The sequence below is a fragment of the Pseudomonas sp. B21-015 genome (assembly GCF_024749285.1).
GTDB lineage: Bacteria > Pseudomonadota > Gammaproteobacteria > Pseudomonadales > Pseudomonadaceae > Aquipseudomonas.
The window spans coordinates 1558993-1575044 of the sequence record NZ_CP087196.1 but is presented as its reverse complement, the minus strand read 5'-3'; the positions used below and the strand labels follow the sequence as shown (position 1 = coordinate 1575044).

17 protein-coding genes are annotated in these 16052 nt (G+C 58.1%); 4 read left to right on the top strand and 13 right to left on the bottom strand.

Going from position 1 to position 16052, the window contains the following annotated elements; genetic code table 11:
• Window positions 1-16: 16 nt before the first annotated feature.
• The 9 genes from tolQ to LOY38_RS07085 all read right to left on the bottom strand — a co-directional run bounded on the left by tolQ (window position 17) and on the right by LOY38_RS07085 (window position 7236).
• A complete protein-coding gene (gene tolQ, locus LOY38_RS07125) occupies window positions 17-712 on the bottom strand; it encodes a protein TolQ (protein ID WP_007897030.1) in 696 nt (231 codons plus the stop codon).
• Window positions 702-1169, bottom strand: a complete 468-nt coding sequence (gene ybgC / locus LOY38_RS07120; RefSeq protein ID WP_007933231.1) for a tol-pal system-associated acyl-CoA thioesterase — start codon at window positions 1167-1169, stop codon at window positions 702-704. Before ybgC ends, tolQ begins: the two co-directional genes overlap by 11 nt.
• Before the next feature lie 127 nt (window positions 1170-1296).
• Entirely contained in the window at window positions 1297-2358 is a 1062-nt protein-coding gene (gene ruvB, locus LOY38_RS07115) for a Holliday junction branch migration DNA helicase RuvB (protein WP_018926499.1), read from the bottom strand.
• Window positions 2359-2973, bottom strand: coding sequence for a Holliday junction branch migration protein RuvA (gene ruvA, locus LOY38_RS07110; RefSeq protein WP_258699406.1), 615 nt, complete (start codon window positions 2971-2973; stop codon window positions 2359-2361).
• A 115-nt stretch (window positions 2974-3088) separates the two neighbouring features.
• A complete protein-coding gene (gene ruvC, locus LOY38_RS07105) occupies window positions 3089-3613 on the bottom strand; it encodes a crossover junction endodeoxyribonuclease RuvC (protein ID WP_258699405.1) in 525 nt (174 codons plus the stop codon).
• A 158-nt stretch (window positions 3614-3771) separates the two neighbouring features.
• Window positions 3772-4518 (bottom strand): YebC/PmpR family DNA-binding transcriptional regulator, encoded by a 747-nt coding sequence (locus LOY38_RS07100; RefSeq protein WP_258699404.1) that lies wholly within the window; start codon window positions 4516-4518, stop codon window positions 3772-3774.
• Between the two features lie 123 nt (window positions 4519-4641).
• Entirely contained in the window at window positions 4642-6417 is a 1776-nt protein-coding gene (aspS, locus tag LOY38_RS07095; RefSeq protein ID WP_258699403.1) for an aspartate--tRNA ligase, read from the bottom strand.
• Window positions 6418-6539: 122 nt separating this feature from the next.
• Complete coding sequence (locus tag LOY38_RS07090) at window positions 6540-6761, bottom strand: FmdB family zinc ribbon protein (protein ID WP_010457489.1); 222 nt, start codon at window positions 6759-6761, stop codon at window positions 6540-6542.
• Window positions 6762-6897: 136 nt separating this feature from the next.
• A complete protein-coding gene (locus LOY38_RS07085; protein WP_258699402.1) occupies window positions 6898-7236 on the bottom strand; it encodes a ribbon-helix-helix domain-containing protein in 339 nt (112 codons plus the stop codon).
• A 464-nt stretch (window positions 7237-7700) separates the two neighbouring features.
• Between LOY38_RS07085 and LOY38_RS30180 the strand changes: the two genes are divergently transcribed.
• Window positions 7701-8303 (top strand): cold-shock protein, encoded by a 603-nt coding sequence (locus LOY38_RS30180; RefSeq protein ID WP_309475867.1) that lies wholly within the window; start codon window positions 7701-7703, stop codon window positions 8301-8303.
• An 89-nt stretch (window positions 8304-8392) separates the two neighbouring features.
• Here LOY38_RS30180 and LOY38_RS07075 read toward each other — a convergent pair whose 3' ends face one another.
• Entirely contained in the window at window positions 8393-8599 is a 207-nt protein-coding gene (locus LOY38_RS07075; protein ID WP_007977339.1) for a SlyX family protein, read from the bottom strand.
• A 3-nt stretch (window positions 8600-8602) separates the two neighbouring features.
• Complete coding sequence (locus LOY38_RS07070) at window positions 8603-9028, bottom strand: HIT domain-containing protein (protein WP_258700676.1); 426 nt, start codon at window positions 9026-9028, stop codon at window positions 8603-8605.
• Window positions 9029-9925: 897 nt separating this feature from the next.
• Here LOY38_RS07070 and LOY38_RS07065 point away from each other — a divergent pair.
• The gene (locus LOY38_RS07065; protein WP_258699401.1) at window positions 9926-11254 is read left to right on the top strand and encodes an OprD family porin; all 1329 of its coding nucleotides are present in this window, start codon (window positions 9926-9928) and stop codon (window positions 11252-11254) included.
• A 143-nt stretch (window positions 11255-11397) separates the two neighbouring features.
• On the opposite strand, the gene LOY38_RS07060 is transcribed toward LOY38_RS07065, so the two are convergent.
• Window positions 11398-12240, bottom strand: coding sequence for a mechanosensitive ion channel family protein (locus LOY38_RS07060; RefSeq protein ID WP_258699400.1), 843 nt, complete (start codon window positions 12238-12240; stop codon window positions 11398-11400).
• A 185-nt stretch (window positions 12241-12425) separates the two neighbouring features.
• Window positions 12426-12911: a YajQ family cyclic di-GMP-binding protein gene (locus LOY38_RS07055; RefSeq protein ID WP_053155306.1), complete on the bottom strand. Its 486-nt coding sequence runs from the start codon at window positions 12909-12911 to the stop codon at window positions 12426-12428.
• Window positions 12912-13051: 140 nt separating this feature from the next.
• On the opposite strand from LOY38_RS07055, the gene LOY38_RS07050 reads away from it, so the two are divergent.
• Together LOY38_RS07050 and LOY38_RS07045 are read left to right on the top strand one after the other, a co-directional pair.
• The gene (locus tag LOY38_RS07050) at window positions 13052-13969 is read left to right on the top strand and encodes a putative 2-dehydropantoate 2-reductase (protein WP_258699399.1); all 918 of its coding nucleotides are present in this window, start codon (window positions 13052-13054) and stop codon (window positions 13967-13969) included.
• A 45-nt stretch (window positions 13970-14014) separates the two neighbouring features.
• A complete protein-coding gene (locus tag LOY38_RS07045; RefSeq protein ID WP_258699398.1) occupies window positions 14015-16051 on the top strand; it encodes an ATP-binding protein in 2037 nt (678 codons plus the stop codon).
• Window position 16052: the final 1 nt, after the last annotated feature.

Sequence of the window (16052 nt, the reverse complement as noted above, 5' to 3'; positions counted from 1 at the left end):
ATTGGAAATTACCTGCTTATTCTTCGCTGGTGTGCACTTTGCGGTGCAGGATCGCCTGGAATTCATCGGCGAAGGTGTAGTAACGGCCCAGCAGGGTTTCGCTGCGGGCAGCAAAACGGTTGTACGCGATAACGGCCGGGATCGCGGCGAACAGACCGATCGCGGTAGCAATCAGTGCTTCGGCAATACCAGGGGCCACAGTGGCCAGGGTCGCTTGCTGGGCGGTCGCCAGACCGCGGAAAGAGTTCATGATGCCCCAGACCGTACCGAACAGACCGATGTACGGGCTGACGGAACCGACGGTGGCGAGGAACGGCAGGCTCTGCTCGAGCTTTTCTTCCTCGCGGGAGATCGCCACGCGCATGGCACGCGCCACGCCTTCCATGACCGCTTCCGGGTCAACGCCTGACTGCTGACGCAGACGGGAGAATTCCTTGAAGCCGGCACGGAAGATCTGCTCGACGCCGGAATCCGGATCAGGATTGCTGCCGGCCTGACGGTAGAGTTTGGACAGGTCGATACCCGACCAGAAGCGCTCTTCAAAGCTCTCCAGGGCACGTCGACCGGCGCGCAGCAAGTTGCTGCGCTGAAAGATCATGATCCATGAGGTCACCGATGCGGCTACCAGGATCAGCATTACCAGTTGCACCACGATACTGGCATTGCTGACCAGGCTCCACATGGAGGAATGGTCGACGACGTTAGCTTCCACGCTTTATCTCCTGCTTTGAGTGTGTACCCGCGCCGCTCACGTCGGCAAAGGCCGCACGTAGAGCTTCGGGAATGGCCCGGGGTTTCAAACTGTTAGTGCGCACACAGGCCACCAGAAACTGCCCTTCGCAGAGCAGCACATTATCCGTAGCCCGCCTGACCTGCTGTTTAAAGCGCAGGCTGACCCGGTTCAACTCAATTACCTCAGCGCTTACCAGCAGTTCGTCGTCCAGTCGCGCCGGCGCGTGGTAACGCGCTTCGCTGGAATGCACGACGAACAACAGGTCCTCCCCTGCCAGCGCCGACTGGGCAAAGCCCAGCTCCCGGAGCCGCTCGGTTCGAGCCCGTTCCATAAACTTGAGGTAATTGACGTAATACACGATGCCGCCGGCATCGGTGTCCTCGTAATAAACGCGACAACGATGTGCGAACGGCTCAAGCCCGTTTTGCGCGCGCATACTCTAGTGCTTACTCCTCAGGTTGCCAATCCGGCCAGGCAACTGTTTTTCATTGAATCGCGGCTTTCTGGCGAAAGAATGGTCCTGTGACCGCACATTGCCTGAAAAAATCTGCACGCAAAGGTGATTAATCGTCCACGGCATCGAGGAACTCGTCTACTACGGGCATCTCGCCTAATCGTGACGGGATGTTTAAACCGAAATGCAGATACGCATGCCGGGTCACCACCCGCCCCCGCGGTGTGCGCATGATGTAGCCCTGCTGGATCAGGTACGGCTCCAGCACGTCTTCAATGGTGTGGCGTTCTTCGCTGATCGCAGCGGCCAGACTGTCCACCCCCACCGGCCCACCGTCGAACTTCTCGATCATGGTCAACAGCAGGCGTCGGTCCTGATGATCGAAGCCACGCTCGTCGACATCCAGCAAATTCAAGGCCAGGTCGGCGATCGGTTTGGTGATGTGGCCTTTGGCACGGACCTCGGCGAAATCCCGGACCCGGCGCAGCAAGCGGTTGGCAATCCGCGGCGTGCCACGGGCACGGCGGGCGATTTCGAAGGCGCCTTCCGGGTCCAGCGGCAAACCGAGAATGTTCGCCGAACGGCTGACAATCGTCGCCAGGTCGGCGGTACTGTAGAACTCCAGGCGCTGAACAATCCCGAAACGGTCGCGCAACGGGTTGGTCAGCATACCGGCACGGGTGGTAGCGCCGACCAGCGTAAATGGCGGCAGATCGAGCTTGATCGAGCGCGCGGCCGGCCCTTCGCCGATCATGATGTCGAGCTGGAAATCTTCCATGGCCGGGTACAGCACCTCTTCGACGATCGGCGACAACCGATGGATTTCGTCGATGAACAGCACGTCATGGGGCTCAAGATTGGTCAGCAACGCAGCCAGATCACCAGGACGCTCGAGGACCGGCCCCGAGGTGCTTTTGATCGACACGCCCATTTCCTGGGCAATGATGTTGGCCAGGGTGGTTTTACCCAGACCCGGCGGCCCGAAAATCAGGGTGTGATCCAGCGATTCATTGCGCCCACGCGCGGCCTGGATGAACAACTCCATTTGCTCGCGAACGGTCGGCTGGCCAATGTATTCGGCCAGGCTGACGGGACGAATCGCCCGGTCCTGGACTTCTTCGCGCTCACGGGGGCCACCCGTAGCGGCGATCAGACGATCAGCTTCAATCACTTAGATCATTCCCTTAAGGGCACGACGAATCATGTCTTCACTGCTCAAACCTTTCTCCTTGATCGCGGAAATCGCCTTGCTGGCCTCCTGCGGCTTGTAGCCCAGGGAAATCAGCGCGCTGACTGCGTCATTTTCGGCGGTGGCAACTGGAGGCGCATCTGGCCCACCCGGCTGGTTTGGCACCAATGCGAACATCGCCGGCACGGTTTCCCACGCCTTGAAGCGGTCTTTGAGTTCCACCAGCAAACGCTCGGCGGTCTTCTTGCCCACTCCAGGTACTTTGGTCAACGCCGAAGTGTCCTGGGACTGCACGCAACGAATCAGCTCGTCGACTTCCAGGCTCGACATCAAGGCCAGTGCCAGTTTCGGCCCCACACCATTGAGACGGATCAGTTCGCGAAAAAAGTCTCGCTCACGCTTGCCGAAGAAGCCATAGAGTAACTGCGCGTCTTCGCGTACGACCAAATGGGTGTGCAAGGTCAGCGGCTCACCGACCGACGGCAAGCGATAAAGGGTGGTCATGGGCACTTCCAGCTCATATCCCAGACCGTTTACATCCAGAATCAGGTGCGGCGGCTGTTTCTCAGCCAAAGTGCCGCGCAAGCGTCCAATCACGTTTCAGATCCTTGAGCGTTGGCCAGATCAGTGCTGGCGACTGACAGAACAAGGGTTTTGCGCCGACAACACAGGCGCAAAACCCTCATTCCAGAAAAAATGATTGCTGATGCTATCAGAGACGCAGGCGCCCGCCACGACTGCGTGCCGTGCCCAGACCATGAGGCAACAGACTGGAGCGGGTGTGAGCGTGGCAAATCGCGATGGCGAGGGCATCCGAGGCATCGATTTGCGGCTTGCTCGTCAGTTTCAGCATGTGCATGACCATCATCTGCACCTGTTCTTTGTTTGCCGAGCCAGTACCGGTCACGGCTTGCTTGACTTGGGTGGCGGTGTATTCGGCAATTTCCAGGCTTTCCTCGGCACCGGCCACGATGGCTGCGCCACGGGCCTGACCCAGCTTGAGGGCCGAGTCGGCGTTGCGGGCCATGAAGACTTTTTCGATGCCCATGGTTACCGGGCCGTAGGTCTGAATGACTTCACGCACGCCGCGATAGACGATTTGCAGGCGCTCGTGCAACTCGCCGGAGCCGGTGCGAATACAGCCCGACGCCACGTACACGCAGCCACGCCCGGTATCACGAACCACGCCATAACCGGTGATACGCGAACCGGGGTCGATTCCAAGAATTAAAGTCATAACGCCTGCGGGTTAGGTAAGAGCACGATATTCAATACAGCGAATAACAAATGTGGGAGCTGGCTTGCCTGCGATGGCGTAGGCACATCAAACAATGATGTAGCCTGACACGCCGCCATCGCAGGCAAGCCAGCTCCCACACTGAATCTTAGTCGCCCTTATCCGAGCTGTGCGGCCACCGACTCTGGAATGTCGGCGTTGGAATACACGTTTTGCACGTCATCCAGGTCTTCAAGCATGTCGATCAGCTTCAGGACCTTCTCGGCGCCTTCCAGGTCCAGTTCGGCACTGGTGGTCGGCAGCATGACGATTTCCGCATCGCTGCCCTTGAAGCCTGCGGCCTCCAAGGCGTTGCGCACGGAATAGAAGCCGGCGAACGAGGTGAACACGTCGATTGAGCCGTCTTCGTTGGTCACCACGTCATCGGCGTCGGCTTCCATGGCCGCTTCCATCAGCGCGTCCTCATCAACCCCAGGCGCGAAGGAAATCTGCCCTTTGCGTTCGAACAGATAAGCCACCGAACCGTCGGTGCCAAGGTTGCCGCCGCATTTACTGAACGCGTGACGAACAGCGGCTGCGGTGCGGTTACGGTTGTCGGTCATGCATTCGACCATCACCGCCACGCCGCCCGGGCCATAGCCTTCGTAGGTCAGCTCGACCATGTCATCGGTATCGGCAGCGCCGGCACCACGGGCCACCGCGCGGTCGATGATGTCGCGACTCATGTTCGCGCCCAGCGCTTTATCCAGCGCCAGACGCAAACGCGGATTGGAGCCTGGATCGCCGCCGCCCTGACGGGCAGCAACCGTCAGTTCACGAATCCACTTGGTGAAAATCTTGCCCTTCTTGGCATCCTGACGTTCTTTGCGGTGCTTGATGTTCGCCCACTTGGAATGACCCGCCATAACTCGCTCCGAATTATCTTTGACACATTGCCCGCCACGCCATGATGCGCCAGCCGGCAAATAAAAATCTCGACCTGTCTATAAAGAAAGGGCGCATCCGAAGATGCGCCCGCAAGGTCAGCCTTACTCAGCTTTAGGCGTTTCGCGCAGACGAATGTGCAGTTCGCGCAATGCCTTGGCATCCACCAGCCCCGGTGCCTGAGTCATGACGCAGGCAGCGCTCTGGGTTTTCGGGAAGGCGATCACTTCACGGATCGACTGGGCGCCGGTCATCAGCATCACCAGACGGTCCAGACCGAAGGCCAGACCACCGTGCGGCGGCGCGCCGTATTTCAGGGCGTCGAGCAGGAAGCCGAATTTCTCTTCCTGTTCCGCTTCGCTGATACCCAGCAGACGGAACACCGACTGTTGCATTTCCTTGCGGTGGATACGGATCGAACCGCCACCCAGCTCGGTACCGTTCAATACCATGTCGTAGGCACGGGACAGCGCGGTCGCCGGGCTGGCTTCCAGTTCTTGCGGGGTGCACTTCGGCGCGGTGAACGGGTGGTGCAACGCGGTGAAGCTGCCGTCGTCGTTCTCTTCGAACATCGGGAAGTCGACGACCCACATCGGTGCCCACTCGCAGGTCAGCAGGTTCAGATCGTGACCGACCTTGATCCGCAGCGCGCCCAGGGCTTCGCTGACGATCTTGGCCTTGTCGGCACCGAAGAACACGATGTCGCCATCAACTGCACCGACGCGATCGAGGATCACATTGAGGTTGGCTTCAGGGATGTTCTTGACGATTGGCGACTGCAGACCTTCGACGCCTTTGGCGCGCTCGTTGACCTTGATGTACGCCAGGCCCTTGGCACCGTAGATGCCGACGAACTTGGTGTAGTCGTCGATCTGCTTGCGCGGCATGCTCGCCGCGCCTGGAACGCGCAGAGCGGCAACGCGGCATTTCGGGTCGTTGGCAGGGCCGCTGAACACCTTGAAGTCGACTTCTTTCAGTTGATCGGCAACGTCAACCAGTTCCAGCGGGTTACGCAGGTCCGGCTTGTCGGAACCGTAACGACGCATGGCCTCTTCGAAGGTCATGTGCGGGAAGTCGCCGAACTCCAGGTCCAGTACTTCCTTGAACAGGTTGCGGATCATTTGTTCGGTGATGCCCATGATCTCTTTTTCATCGAGGAAGCTGGTCTCGATGTCGATCTGGGTGAATTCCGGCTGACGGTCGGCGCGCAGATCTTCGTCGCGGAAGCACTTGGCGATCTGGTAGTAACGGTCGAAGCCGGCGACCATCAGCAGCTGCTTGAACAGCTGTGGCGATTGCGGCAAGGCGAAGAAGCTACCTGCGTGAGTACGGCTCGGCACCAGGTAGTCGCGAGCGCCTTCTGGCGTGGCGCGGGTCAGAATCGGCGTCTCGACATCGAGGAAACCGTTCTCGTCCAGGAAGCGACGGATGCTGGTGGTCATGCGCGAACGCAAACGCAGCTTCTCGAGCATTTCCGGGCGACGCAGGTCGAGGAAGCGATAACGCAGGCGGGTTTCTTCGCCGACGTCGGAGAACTCGTTGAGCGGGAACGGCGGGGTTTCCGCTTCGTTCAATACTTCCAGCTCGTAGCCCAGCACTTCGATCATGCCCGACGCCATGTTGGCGTTGGTGGCACCGGCCGGACGCAGGCGCACCTTGCCGGTGATCTTGACCACGTATTCGCTGCGCACGCGGTCGGCGGCGGCGAAGGACTCAGCGCGGTCCGGGTCGAACACCACCTGGGCCAGACCGTCACGATCACGGATATCGAGGAAAATCACCCCACCGTGGTCACGGCGACGGTGAACCCATCCGCAAAGGGTAATTTCCTGGCCTTCCAGGCTTTCGTTCAGTTGGCCGCAATAATGGCTGCGCATCATGGTAGTGGTTTCACTTCTCGTAATTCGAAATTCGGTTGGAGGTCTTGCCGCACCCCCACACTTGAATAAGGTGCCAGATGATGCAAGAGCTCGCGCGTGTCGTTCAGCTCGGGCGCTAGACCCTAGTCAGCTTTGTCGCCACCGGCCAGATTTTTCTTGGAACCGGTCTTGAAGTCGGTTTCGTACCAGCCGGTGCCGCTGAGGCGGAAGCCCGGCATGGACAGCATCTTTTTAAGCTCTGGCGCCTGGCAGGCAGGGCAGTCGACCAGCGGTGCTGCGCTGATCTTTTGAATGGCTTCCAACTGATGACCACAGGAAGCACATTGATAGTCGTACATCGGCATGGGGGTTGTCTCGGCGATCAGATTGCTACCGCGCATGCTGGGCTTTGCGGCAAAGAGCGGGATTATATCCATTAAATGCAGCCTGTGCAGCCGTTAGACTGCACAGACCGACACTCGACACCTTTCATCGCCATCGCTAAGCCATGACGAGGCAACCGCCCTCCTTCAGGCTGTGCACGACGCAGACAACCCGCACCAGCCCGGTGAAGTTCTTCACCCCGCCATGGCGCAAATGCACTTCGCGATCCACATGGGATAGCAGTGCATTGACCGAGCAGCAATTGACCTTGGCCATGTCGCCCAAAATATCCCAATAGACTTGTTCAAGCCGCAAACAGGTCGCAAAGCCATTCAAACGCACTGATCGGGATAATGGCTGGGCCAGCCCCATATCGAGCTCGCTGACAAATGAATCAATCCTTACCTCCTTGAGTGGACCGATCCTCCCCTCGTTTCGCCTGTCTTCATGAACCATACCGTTGACACTCCTTTGCCATCCTTGCTGCTTGATAAGGGCCCTATTCCGTTTCCTTATAAAAGCGCAGGCGCTCAGGCATATCCAGATGACTTTATGACCATCAACGTAGGATAAGCCAACAACAGTGGAGCGATCATTGAGCACGTCCTAGGCCGGACAATTTCCCACGAAAACTGGCGCAACATCACTCAACGAAAAGGCAAAGATCCGAAAAGCACAGCGCGCGAACAACACTCAGCAGGCGCCATCCGCACATCGACCATGTGAAAGCACCACTGGACTGCCTGATTTGAGTAGCCGCAGGCTTTGCTGTTAAATAGGCAGTGTGTCGCTACCGCCTATTTTTCGGGGGCTGCGCATAGGCTGATAGCAGGCACGTGTCCAACGCCTCTTATTGTTCTGAAGCGAACCGTGCTCAATCAGCTCTTCCTTGTGATCCGTCTTAACGTGAGTTAATCAAAATGTTGAAAATCGTCCACCTGCTAATGGGCGCAGCAGCCCTGCTGCTGTCCTTCATCCCTAGCCTGCGATCCGAAGCGGTACCTTACCTGCAACAACCCGATGCGCTGTACCTGGCCTTTTTCGGCCTGCTCAACCTCACCCTCGCGCCTGTTATCCCTTACTGGAACAAAGGCCCGCGTCATCAACTGCAAAACCTGGTCAGCGCCTTGCTGGTTCTGGCTGTGGTGCTGCAAACCCTGACGCTGATCGCACCGATGCCTGTCATCGCCGGTCAACCCGCCGTTCTGTTCAGCCTGGTCGCTGCCCTGATCGCCGTTCTTCTGCACCTGGCCATCAGCTTCTACAAATCTTCACCGGCCGTCGCCTCGCCAAGCTATGACATGAGCAACCGCGATACTGGCACCGTCAAATGGTTTAACACCTCCAAAGGCTTCGGCTTTATTTCCCGTGACTCCGGCGATGATATTTTCGTGCACTTCCGGGCGATTCGCGGTGAAGGCCACCGCGTTCTGGTCGAAGGCCAGCGCGTGGAGTTCTCTGTCATGAATCGTGACAAAGGCCTGCAAGCCGAAGATGTGATCGCCGCACTGCCGCGTCGCTGACTCAAGGCTAAAAAAAACCGCGAACAGCCCAGGCTGTTCGCGGTTTTTTTTATGACCTGCTTTTCTCTAACGAAGCTCACTCATGTGGCTCAATAATGCGGCGGTGGCGCCTCTTCTTCGAAGGACTCGAACTGGCCGACCATTTCCTCCTGCCGCTTGAGCAGCGCAGCCATCTGCAGTTGCAGGCGCTCGACCACCCGCTGCTGCGCCACCAGCACATCATTCAATGCCTGGATGGTGTCATCCTGAAACGCCAGCCGGCTTTCCAGATCGGTAACGCGCTCTTCCAGGCTCATGACTCAACCCTCCAGAAACGTGAAATCATCGGTCAATACCAGACGCAGCCGTTCGCGAATCGTCGCGATCTGCTCTGGACTGTAGGGCCTGGCCGGATTTTTACCCCAGACCGGAGCTGGCCAGGCGGCGTCCTCACGCTTGCGCACAATCACATGCATGTGCAACTGACTGACGACGTTACCCAGGGCCGCAACGTTCAACTTGTCCGCGTCGAACGAGTCCTTGAGCATTTCCGCCAGCGCGGTCGTTTCCTGCCACAGCTGCTGTTGATCTGCGACATCCAGCTGAAATATCTCACTGATATCCTCGCGGCGTGGCACGAGGATGAACCAGGGATAGTTCGAATCATTGGACAACAGCAACCGGCAGAGTGGGAAATCGCCGATCGGTAACGTGTCTTGTTGAAGTCGTGAATCTAAAACGAACACTGTGTGTACTCCCGCCTGGTCATCATTTTTCAGCTTAGCGCTCATCCGGACAGGCTGCGCACCAAGCGACAGGACGGCAGCATACCTGCGAATGTCACGCGCTTCACGACGAACCGCGGCCATCCCCCTCCTGGGCGACGCCCCGACATGAGACATTTTGATCCAGGACGCACCACCACAGCACCGACAGACACACAAAAAACCCTGAAATGACCGATAAACAACGCGCCGTTCAGATCCACCGCAACGCGACATTGTGTGAATTCGGTACAGCAATTGATTTTTTTGCACCAAAACCGCACAACGCGTCTACGCTCAGTGCGTCAGCATCCGCTAACTACTCACTGACGGGGTGAACCGGTAACGTTTTTGATTGTCGCGTCACGGGTTCGATGTGGTAAACACGTTGCAAAGCATGGCGTCAAGCCCACAGAAAACGAGCTTGAAACCCCCGGTTTTATGAGGTTTTTACAGCAACAGGCAGGCCTTCTGAAAAAAACAGCAACAGAATTCCGGTTTGTGCACGCTTGTTGCATTCACCCCCATATCGTCTATAAGACGTCCGCTGGAAGTGGAAGCCTTAAGACCAATAAAAACAGTGGCAGGATTGCCCAATGGAGATTCAAGTGCAGGACAAGGGACTCTTTTTTACCGATGCTCAAGCCCTGAAAAACAGCGCTGAAGTTGTCAGTCCGATTGTATCGGGATTGTGAATTTGCGACATTGACCAAGCCATTTGCGACAGGGTCGTAAAGAAGCTGAAAGGTTAGATGCGCAAGTATCGCCAATAGGGTCGGCGTGATATAAGTTTGCGCCGACACAAAAAGAAAGAGCCGCCCAGATAATAAAACAGGTGGGACGGCAGTACTCTTCTAAAAACCAAAGGAGCAAATCACGATGCGCGTGATGAAGTGGAGCATGATCGCACTGGCAGTTGCAGCAGCAGCCAGTACTCAAATGGCTACGGCCGCACCTTTCGTAAGTGACCAGGCTGAAGCCAAAGGTTTTGTTGAAGACGCCAAGTTCGACTTGCTGCTTCGCAACTATTACTTCAACCGTGATCGGAAAGATGGCGCAACCGATCAGAAAGACTGGACACAGGGCATCTGGGGCAACTTCAGCTCCGGTTACACCCAAGGTACCGTAGGCGTCGGCGTTGATGCGTTCGGTTACCTGGCAATCAAACTGGACGGTGGCGACGGCACCGGCGGCACCGGCAACATGAGCCGCGACGCCGATGGCCACGTCAACGACAGCCAGGGCAAAGCCGGTGCAGCGGTTAAATTCCGCGTATCCAAAACCGAGCTGAAAGTCGGCGACATGCAGCCAAGCACTGCTCCAGTGTTCGCTGTTGGCGGTTCCCGCGTCCTGCCTCAAACTGCTAGCGGTTTCCAACTGCAGAGCAGCGAAGTCAAAGACCTTGACCTCGAAGCCGGTCACTTCTACTCGTCGACCAGCCAGGACCGAAATGCCCGTGATGGCGACCTGTGGGCAACTTACGCTGGCGTGAAAGCCAACTCCATCGACTATTTCGGTGGCAAGTACGGCATCAGCGACAACCTGACTGCATCGCTGTACGGCGCAAAACTGGAAGACATCTGGAACCAGTACTACGCCAACCTGAACTACACCATCCCACTGGGTGGCACCGAGTCGCTGAACCTGGACGGTAACATCTACCGCACCACCGACACCGGTAGCGCCAAGGCTGGTGAAATCAGCAACACCGCGTACTCCCTGGCAGCCGCTTTCTCGTTCCTGAAAGCACATACCATTACCGTCGCCTTCCAGAAGGTCAACGGTGACACTCCGTTCGACTACATCGGTGTGGGCACGAACAACCGTGGCGGCGACTCGATCTTCCTCGCCAACTCCATCCAGTACTCTGACTTCAACGCCCCTGGCGAGAAGTCGGCCCAAGTCCGTTATGACATCAAAATGGCCGAGTACGGCGTTCCAGGTCTGAGCTTCATGACCCGTTACGTGAAAGGTTGGGACATCGACGGTACCAACACTCCAGCGGGTAGCCCTTACGCTGGCCTGTACGGCGAAGATGGCAAGCACAACGAAACCAACCTCGAAGCCAAGTACGTTGTTCAGTCTGGCCCGGCAAAAGATCTTTCCTTCCGCATTCGTCAAGCATGGCACTACGCTAACGCCGACGAAGGCGAAGGCGATATCAAAGAGTTCCGCCTGATCGTCGACTACCCGATTTCGGTTCTGTAATTGCCGAAAGTCAGTTCGCGGTAATCAAAAAAAGGCCCATCTTCGGATGGGCCTTTTTTATTGGCTACAGCATTGTGCTTAGAGGATCAGGGTCTTGTGACATATCTGACCAAAAGGTCAGACATTAGTTGAAAGACTGATCCTTATACCGCTGCCGATTCCTGTACCACGCGAATAACCCGCTGTGGAAATGGAATATCGATACCCGCCGTTTTCAGACGATCGCGCGATTGCTCGTTAAACATGAACATCACATTCCAATAGTCAGCGGTTTTCACCCACACGCGCAGGGAAACAGTGATCGAACTGTCGCCCAATGTCGAAATCACCGCTTCCGGTGCCGGCTCAGTCAATACTCGCGGATCCTTGGCCAGGTCCAGCAACACTTGACGGGCCTTCTGCAAGTCCGCCTCGTAATCCACACCTACATCAAATACTACTTTGCGGGTCGGCTGACGGTTGGTGTTGGTGATGATGCCGTTCGACAGATTACCGTTAGGCACGATGATGGTTTTGTTATCGCCGGTGCGCAGCACGGTGTGGAAGATCTGGATGCTGTCGACAGTACCGGCAACACCTTGGGCTTCGATCCAGTCACCGATGCGGAACGGACGGAACAACAGAATCAGCACGCCGCCGGCGAAGTTCGCCAGGCTGCCCTGCAAGGCCAGACCAATGGCCAGGCCGGCCGCACCGATAGCCGCGACGAAGGACGTGGTTTCCACACCGATCATCGACGCCACGCTAACGATCAGCAGAATCTTGAGGATGATATTCGCCAGGCTGCTGATGAAACCTTGCAGCGCCAGGTCGGCGTTACGCAATGCCAGCAGGCCGCCGAGTTTTTGCGTTACCTTGTTGATCAGCCACCAGCCGATGGCCAGGGTGATCACGGCCAGCAACACGCGGCTGCCGTATTCCATGATCATCGGAACCCAGGCTTGAGACGCCTTGACCAGGTTGTCCACTTCAGTATTCAAATCCATCTACTTTCTCCTGATTTACGGCCATCCGGCACGCGAAAAATAAGCGGCAGAACAGGCCCGCCGGGGTGAGCACCATCGGTGGGAGCGAGCTTGCTCGCGAAGAGGGCGTATCAGTCGACATCACTGTTGAATGACACAGCGCTTTCGCGAGCAAGCCTGCTCCCACAAGGTTCCCGTTTGAAAGGTCAGTCGCGGAAGTTATTGAACTGCAGCGGCATGCCGAATTCCTTGGCGCGCAGGGCGGCGATGGCTTCCTGCAAATCGTCACGCTTCTTGCCGGTGATGCGAACCTGCTCGCCCTGGATGGCGGCCTGGACCTTGAGCTTGGCGTCTTTGACGTGAGCGACGATTTTCTTCGCCAGCTCTTTGTCGATGCCTTCCTTGAGGACCGCTTCCTGCTTCATCAGCTTGCCCGACGCAAAGGCATCCTTGACTTCAAGGCACTGCACGTCGATCTTGCGCTTGACCAGGGCCAGCTTGAGGATCTCGATCATCGCTTCGAGCTGGAAATCGGCTTCCGCGGTCAGGTTGACGGTCAGGTCCTTTTCCTTGAACTCGAAGCTGCCCTTGCCTTTCAGGTCATAACGACGATCGAGTTCCTTGACGGCGTTCTCGACCGCGTTGGTGACTTCGTGTTTGTCCAGTTCGGATACCACGTCGAACGACGGCATGTAATCTCTCCAATAAAAAGGCGCGCTCGATAACGATGGAGCGCGCTTGGCTTGCGGTTAAAATCGGGCTCATTATAACGGGTCTTTTCCAACCGATACTGCGAGCCTCACATGCCAGCATCAAACCGAGCAAAAAGCTGATGTCCACCCCTTGGCATATTCTGGGCGCCGGTAGTCTCGGCACGTTGTGGGCCACCCGTCTGGCACGGGCCTCAGTGCCAGTCAGGCTGATCGTGCGGGACGCGGCACGCTTGCAGGCCTATCAGGCGGCGGGCGGGCTGACGCTGGTGGAACACGGCGAAGCGCAAGTGTACCCGGTGCCCGGCGAAACAGCCGACAGCGACGGGCCGATCAGCCGTCTGCTGGTGGCCTGCAAAGCCTACGACGCCGTCACAGCCGTGGCCCGGCTCGCCCACCGCCTGACACCCGACGCCGAACTGATCCTGTTGCAAAACGGCCTCGGCAGTCAGGATGCCGTCGCCACGCAAGTCCCGCATGCCCGCTGCATCTTCGCCTCCAGTACCGAAGGCGCGTTTCGCGATGGCGACTGGCGCGTGGTGTTTGCCGGTCATGGTTACACTTGGCTGGGAGACGCTGGCCATCCGGTGGCACCCTTCTGGCTGGAGGACTTGAGCGACGCCGGCATTCCCCATGAGTGGAGCACCGACATCCTCACCAGGCTGTGGCGAAAACTGGCGCTCAATTGTGCGATCAACCCCCTGACCGTGCTACACGAGTGCCGCAACGGCGGTTTGCAGCAACATCATTGCGAAGTCGCCACCCTGTGCGCCGAGCTCACCGAACTGCTGGAGCGCTGCGGTCAGCCGGCAGCGGCGGAGAACCTTCAGGAGGAAGTCGAACGGGTGATCAAGGCCACCGCGGCCAATTTCTCCTCGATGTACCAGGACGTCGCGAATCAGCGCCGCACCGAAATCAGCTACCTGTTGGGCCATGCCTGCAAAGTCGCGTCGCGGCATCGGTTGAACCTGCCACACCTCAAGCAATTGCAACAGCGCTTGATCGCCCATCTGCACAGCCTTGGATTGCCCAGCGACTGAGCAGCGGCTACGCTGGCCACTTGTTCCTTTTTAGCGATGAACCTGATGCCATTGCGCCAGCGCCTTGAAAACCTTCCAGTCGGCCAGAAGCTGCTGGCCGCCCTGCTGGTGCTGTTGACCACCGTTTTGCTGGTCGCCAACCTGACCTTTATCAGCGCCGCCTATTACATCTCCCAGGAAAGCATGGCGCCCCAGGCCTTGCAGACCATCGGCCGACTGGTGTCCAACCCGAGCCTGGTGTCTGACGCCCTGAAGTCGCCGCAAAACGCCGAACGCCTGCTCAACGAACTCAACAGCTATACACCGTTGCGTGCGGCAGCACTCTATGACGGCAAAGGTGTGCGTCTGGCGCAGCTGCAGCAGGGAGACAAGCTGAGCCTGCCGGAGCACTTCCGGCACCTCGACGCCTGGCAAGCCACGGAGTTTCGCAGCAATCAAGTAATCACCCTGCCCCGCCCCGGCACCGAGCCCGGCCACCTGCTGCTGGTGGCCAGCAGCGAATTGCCGATGGCGTTCTACACCGGGACCCTGACCGCCAGCCTGGGGATTCTGATCTTCAGCGTGCTGTTGTGGCTGGTGATCGCCCGGCAGATCAAACGCCTGATTACCCGCCCCATCCATCAGCTCGAAGAGTTGTCCCGGCAAGTGACCCGGGAAGAGAACTACGCCCTGCGCGCCTCTCGCGGCAACCACGACGAAATCGGCAGCCTCGCCGAAGCGTTCAATACCATGCTCTCGCGCATCGAGGCCCGGGAACAGCAGCTCAAGCGCGCCCGTGACGATTCCCAGGCGGCCTACGACCAGGCCCAGGGTTTGGCCGAAGAAACCCGCCACACCAACCGCAAGCTGGAACTGGAAGTTCAGGTACGCAGCAAGATCGAGAAAAAACTCACCGGTTTCCAGAACTACCTCAACAGCATCATCGACTCCATGCCCTCGGCACTGATCGCCCTGGACGAGCAGCTCTACGTGACCCAATGGAATCAGGAGGCCAGCGCCCTGTCCGGCACGCGCCTGGACGAAGCCTTGAACCAGCCGATCTTCCTCGCCTTCGAACCGCTCAAACCGTTCCTGCCGCAGCTCAAGCAAACCGTCGAGCAGCACACAGTGGCCAAGATCGAACGCGTCACCTGGCTCAAGGATGATGAACCCAAGCATTACGCCCTGACGTTCTATCCATTGATGGGGGGTGCCGGGCGCGGCGTGGTGATCCGGATCGACGACATCACCCAGCGTCTGTCCCTGGAAGAAATGATGGTGCAGTCGGAAAAAATGCTCTCGGTCGGTGGCCTCGCCGCCGGCATGGCCCACGAGATCAACAATCCGCTGGGCGCAATCCTGCATAACGTGCAGAACATTCGCCGGCGCCTGTCAGCCGATCTGCCGAAAAACCTCGAACAGGCCGAGCACCTCGGCATCGAACTGGAAACGGTCAATAAGTACCTGCAAGCACGTGAAGTGCCGCAGCTGCTTGACGGCATTCAGCAGGCGGGCGCCCGGGCAGCGAAGATCGTGACGCACATGCTCAGCTTCAGCCGCCGCAGTAACCGGCAAATGGCCCCGTGCGATTTACCGGCGCTGATCGATCAAGCGGTGGAAATCGCCGGTAACGACTTCGACCTGGCCATCGGCTTCGACTTCAAGGGCCAGGCGATCATTCGGCAGTTCGATCCGGCGCTGGGCCCGGTGCCCGGCACCGCCAACGAACTGGAACAGGTGCTGCTCAACCTGCTGAAAAACGCCGCGCAAGCCATTCACCAGCGTGCAGACGACCGCGAACCGGGGCGGATCATTCTGCGTACAAAGCTGAATCCGCCGTGGGCGGAAATTCAGGTCGAGGACAACGGCATCGGCATGAGCGAGAACGTGCGCAAACGCACGTTCGAGCCGTTCTTCACCACCAAGGAAATCGGTCAGGGCACCGGCCTTGGGCTCTCGGTCTCGTATTTCATCATCACCAACAACCACAAGGGCCAGATGGAAGTGCAATCGACACTGGGCCAAGGCACTTGCTTCACCTTGCGCCTGCCGTTGTCGGGCGCTCCGGTGGTCTCTCAAGAACTCAATCAGCTGTCGAGGTAAC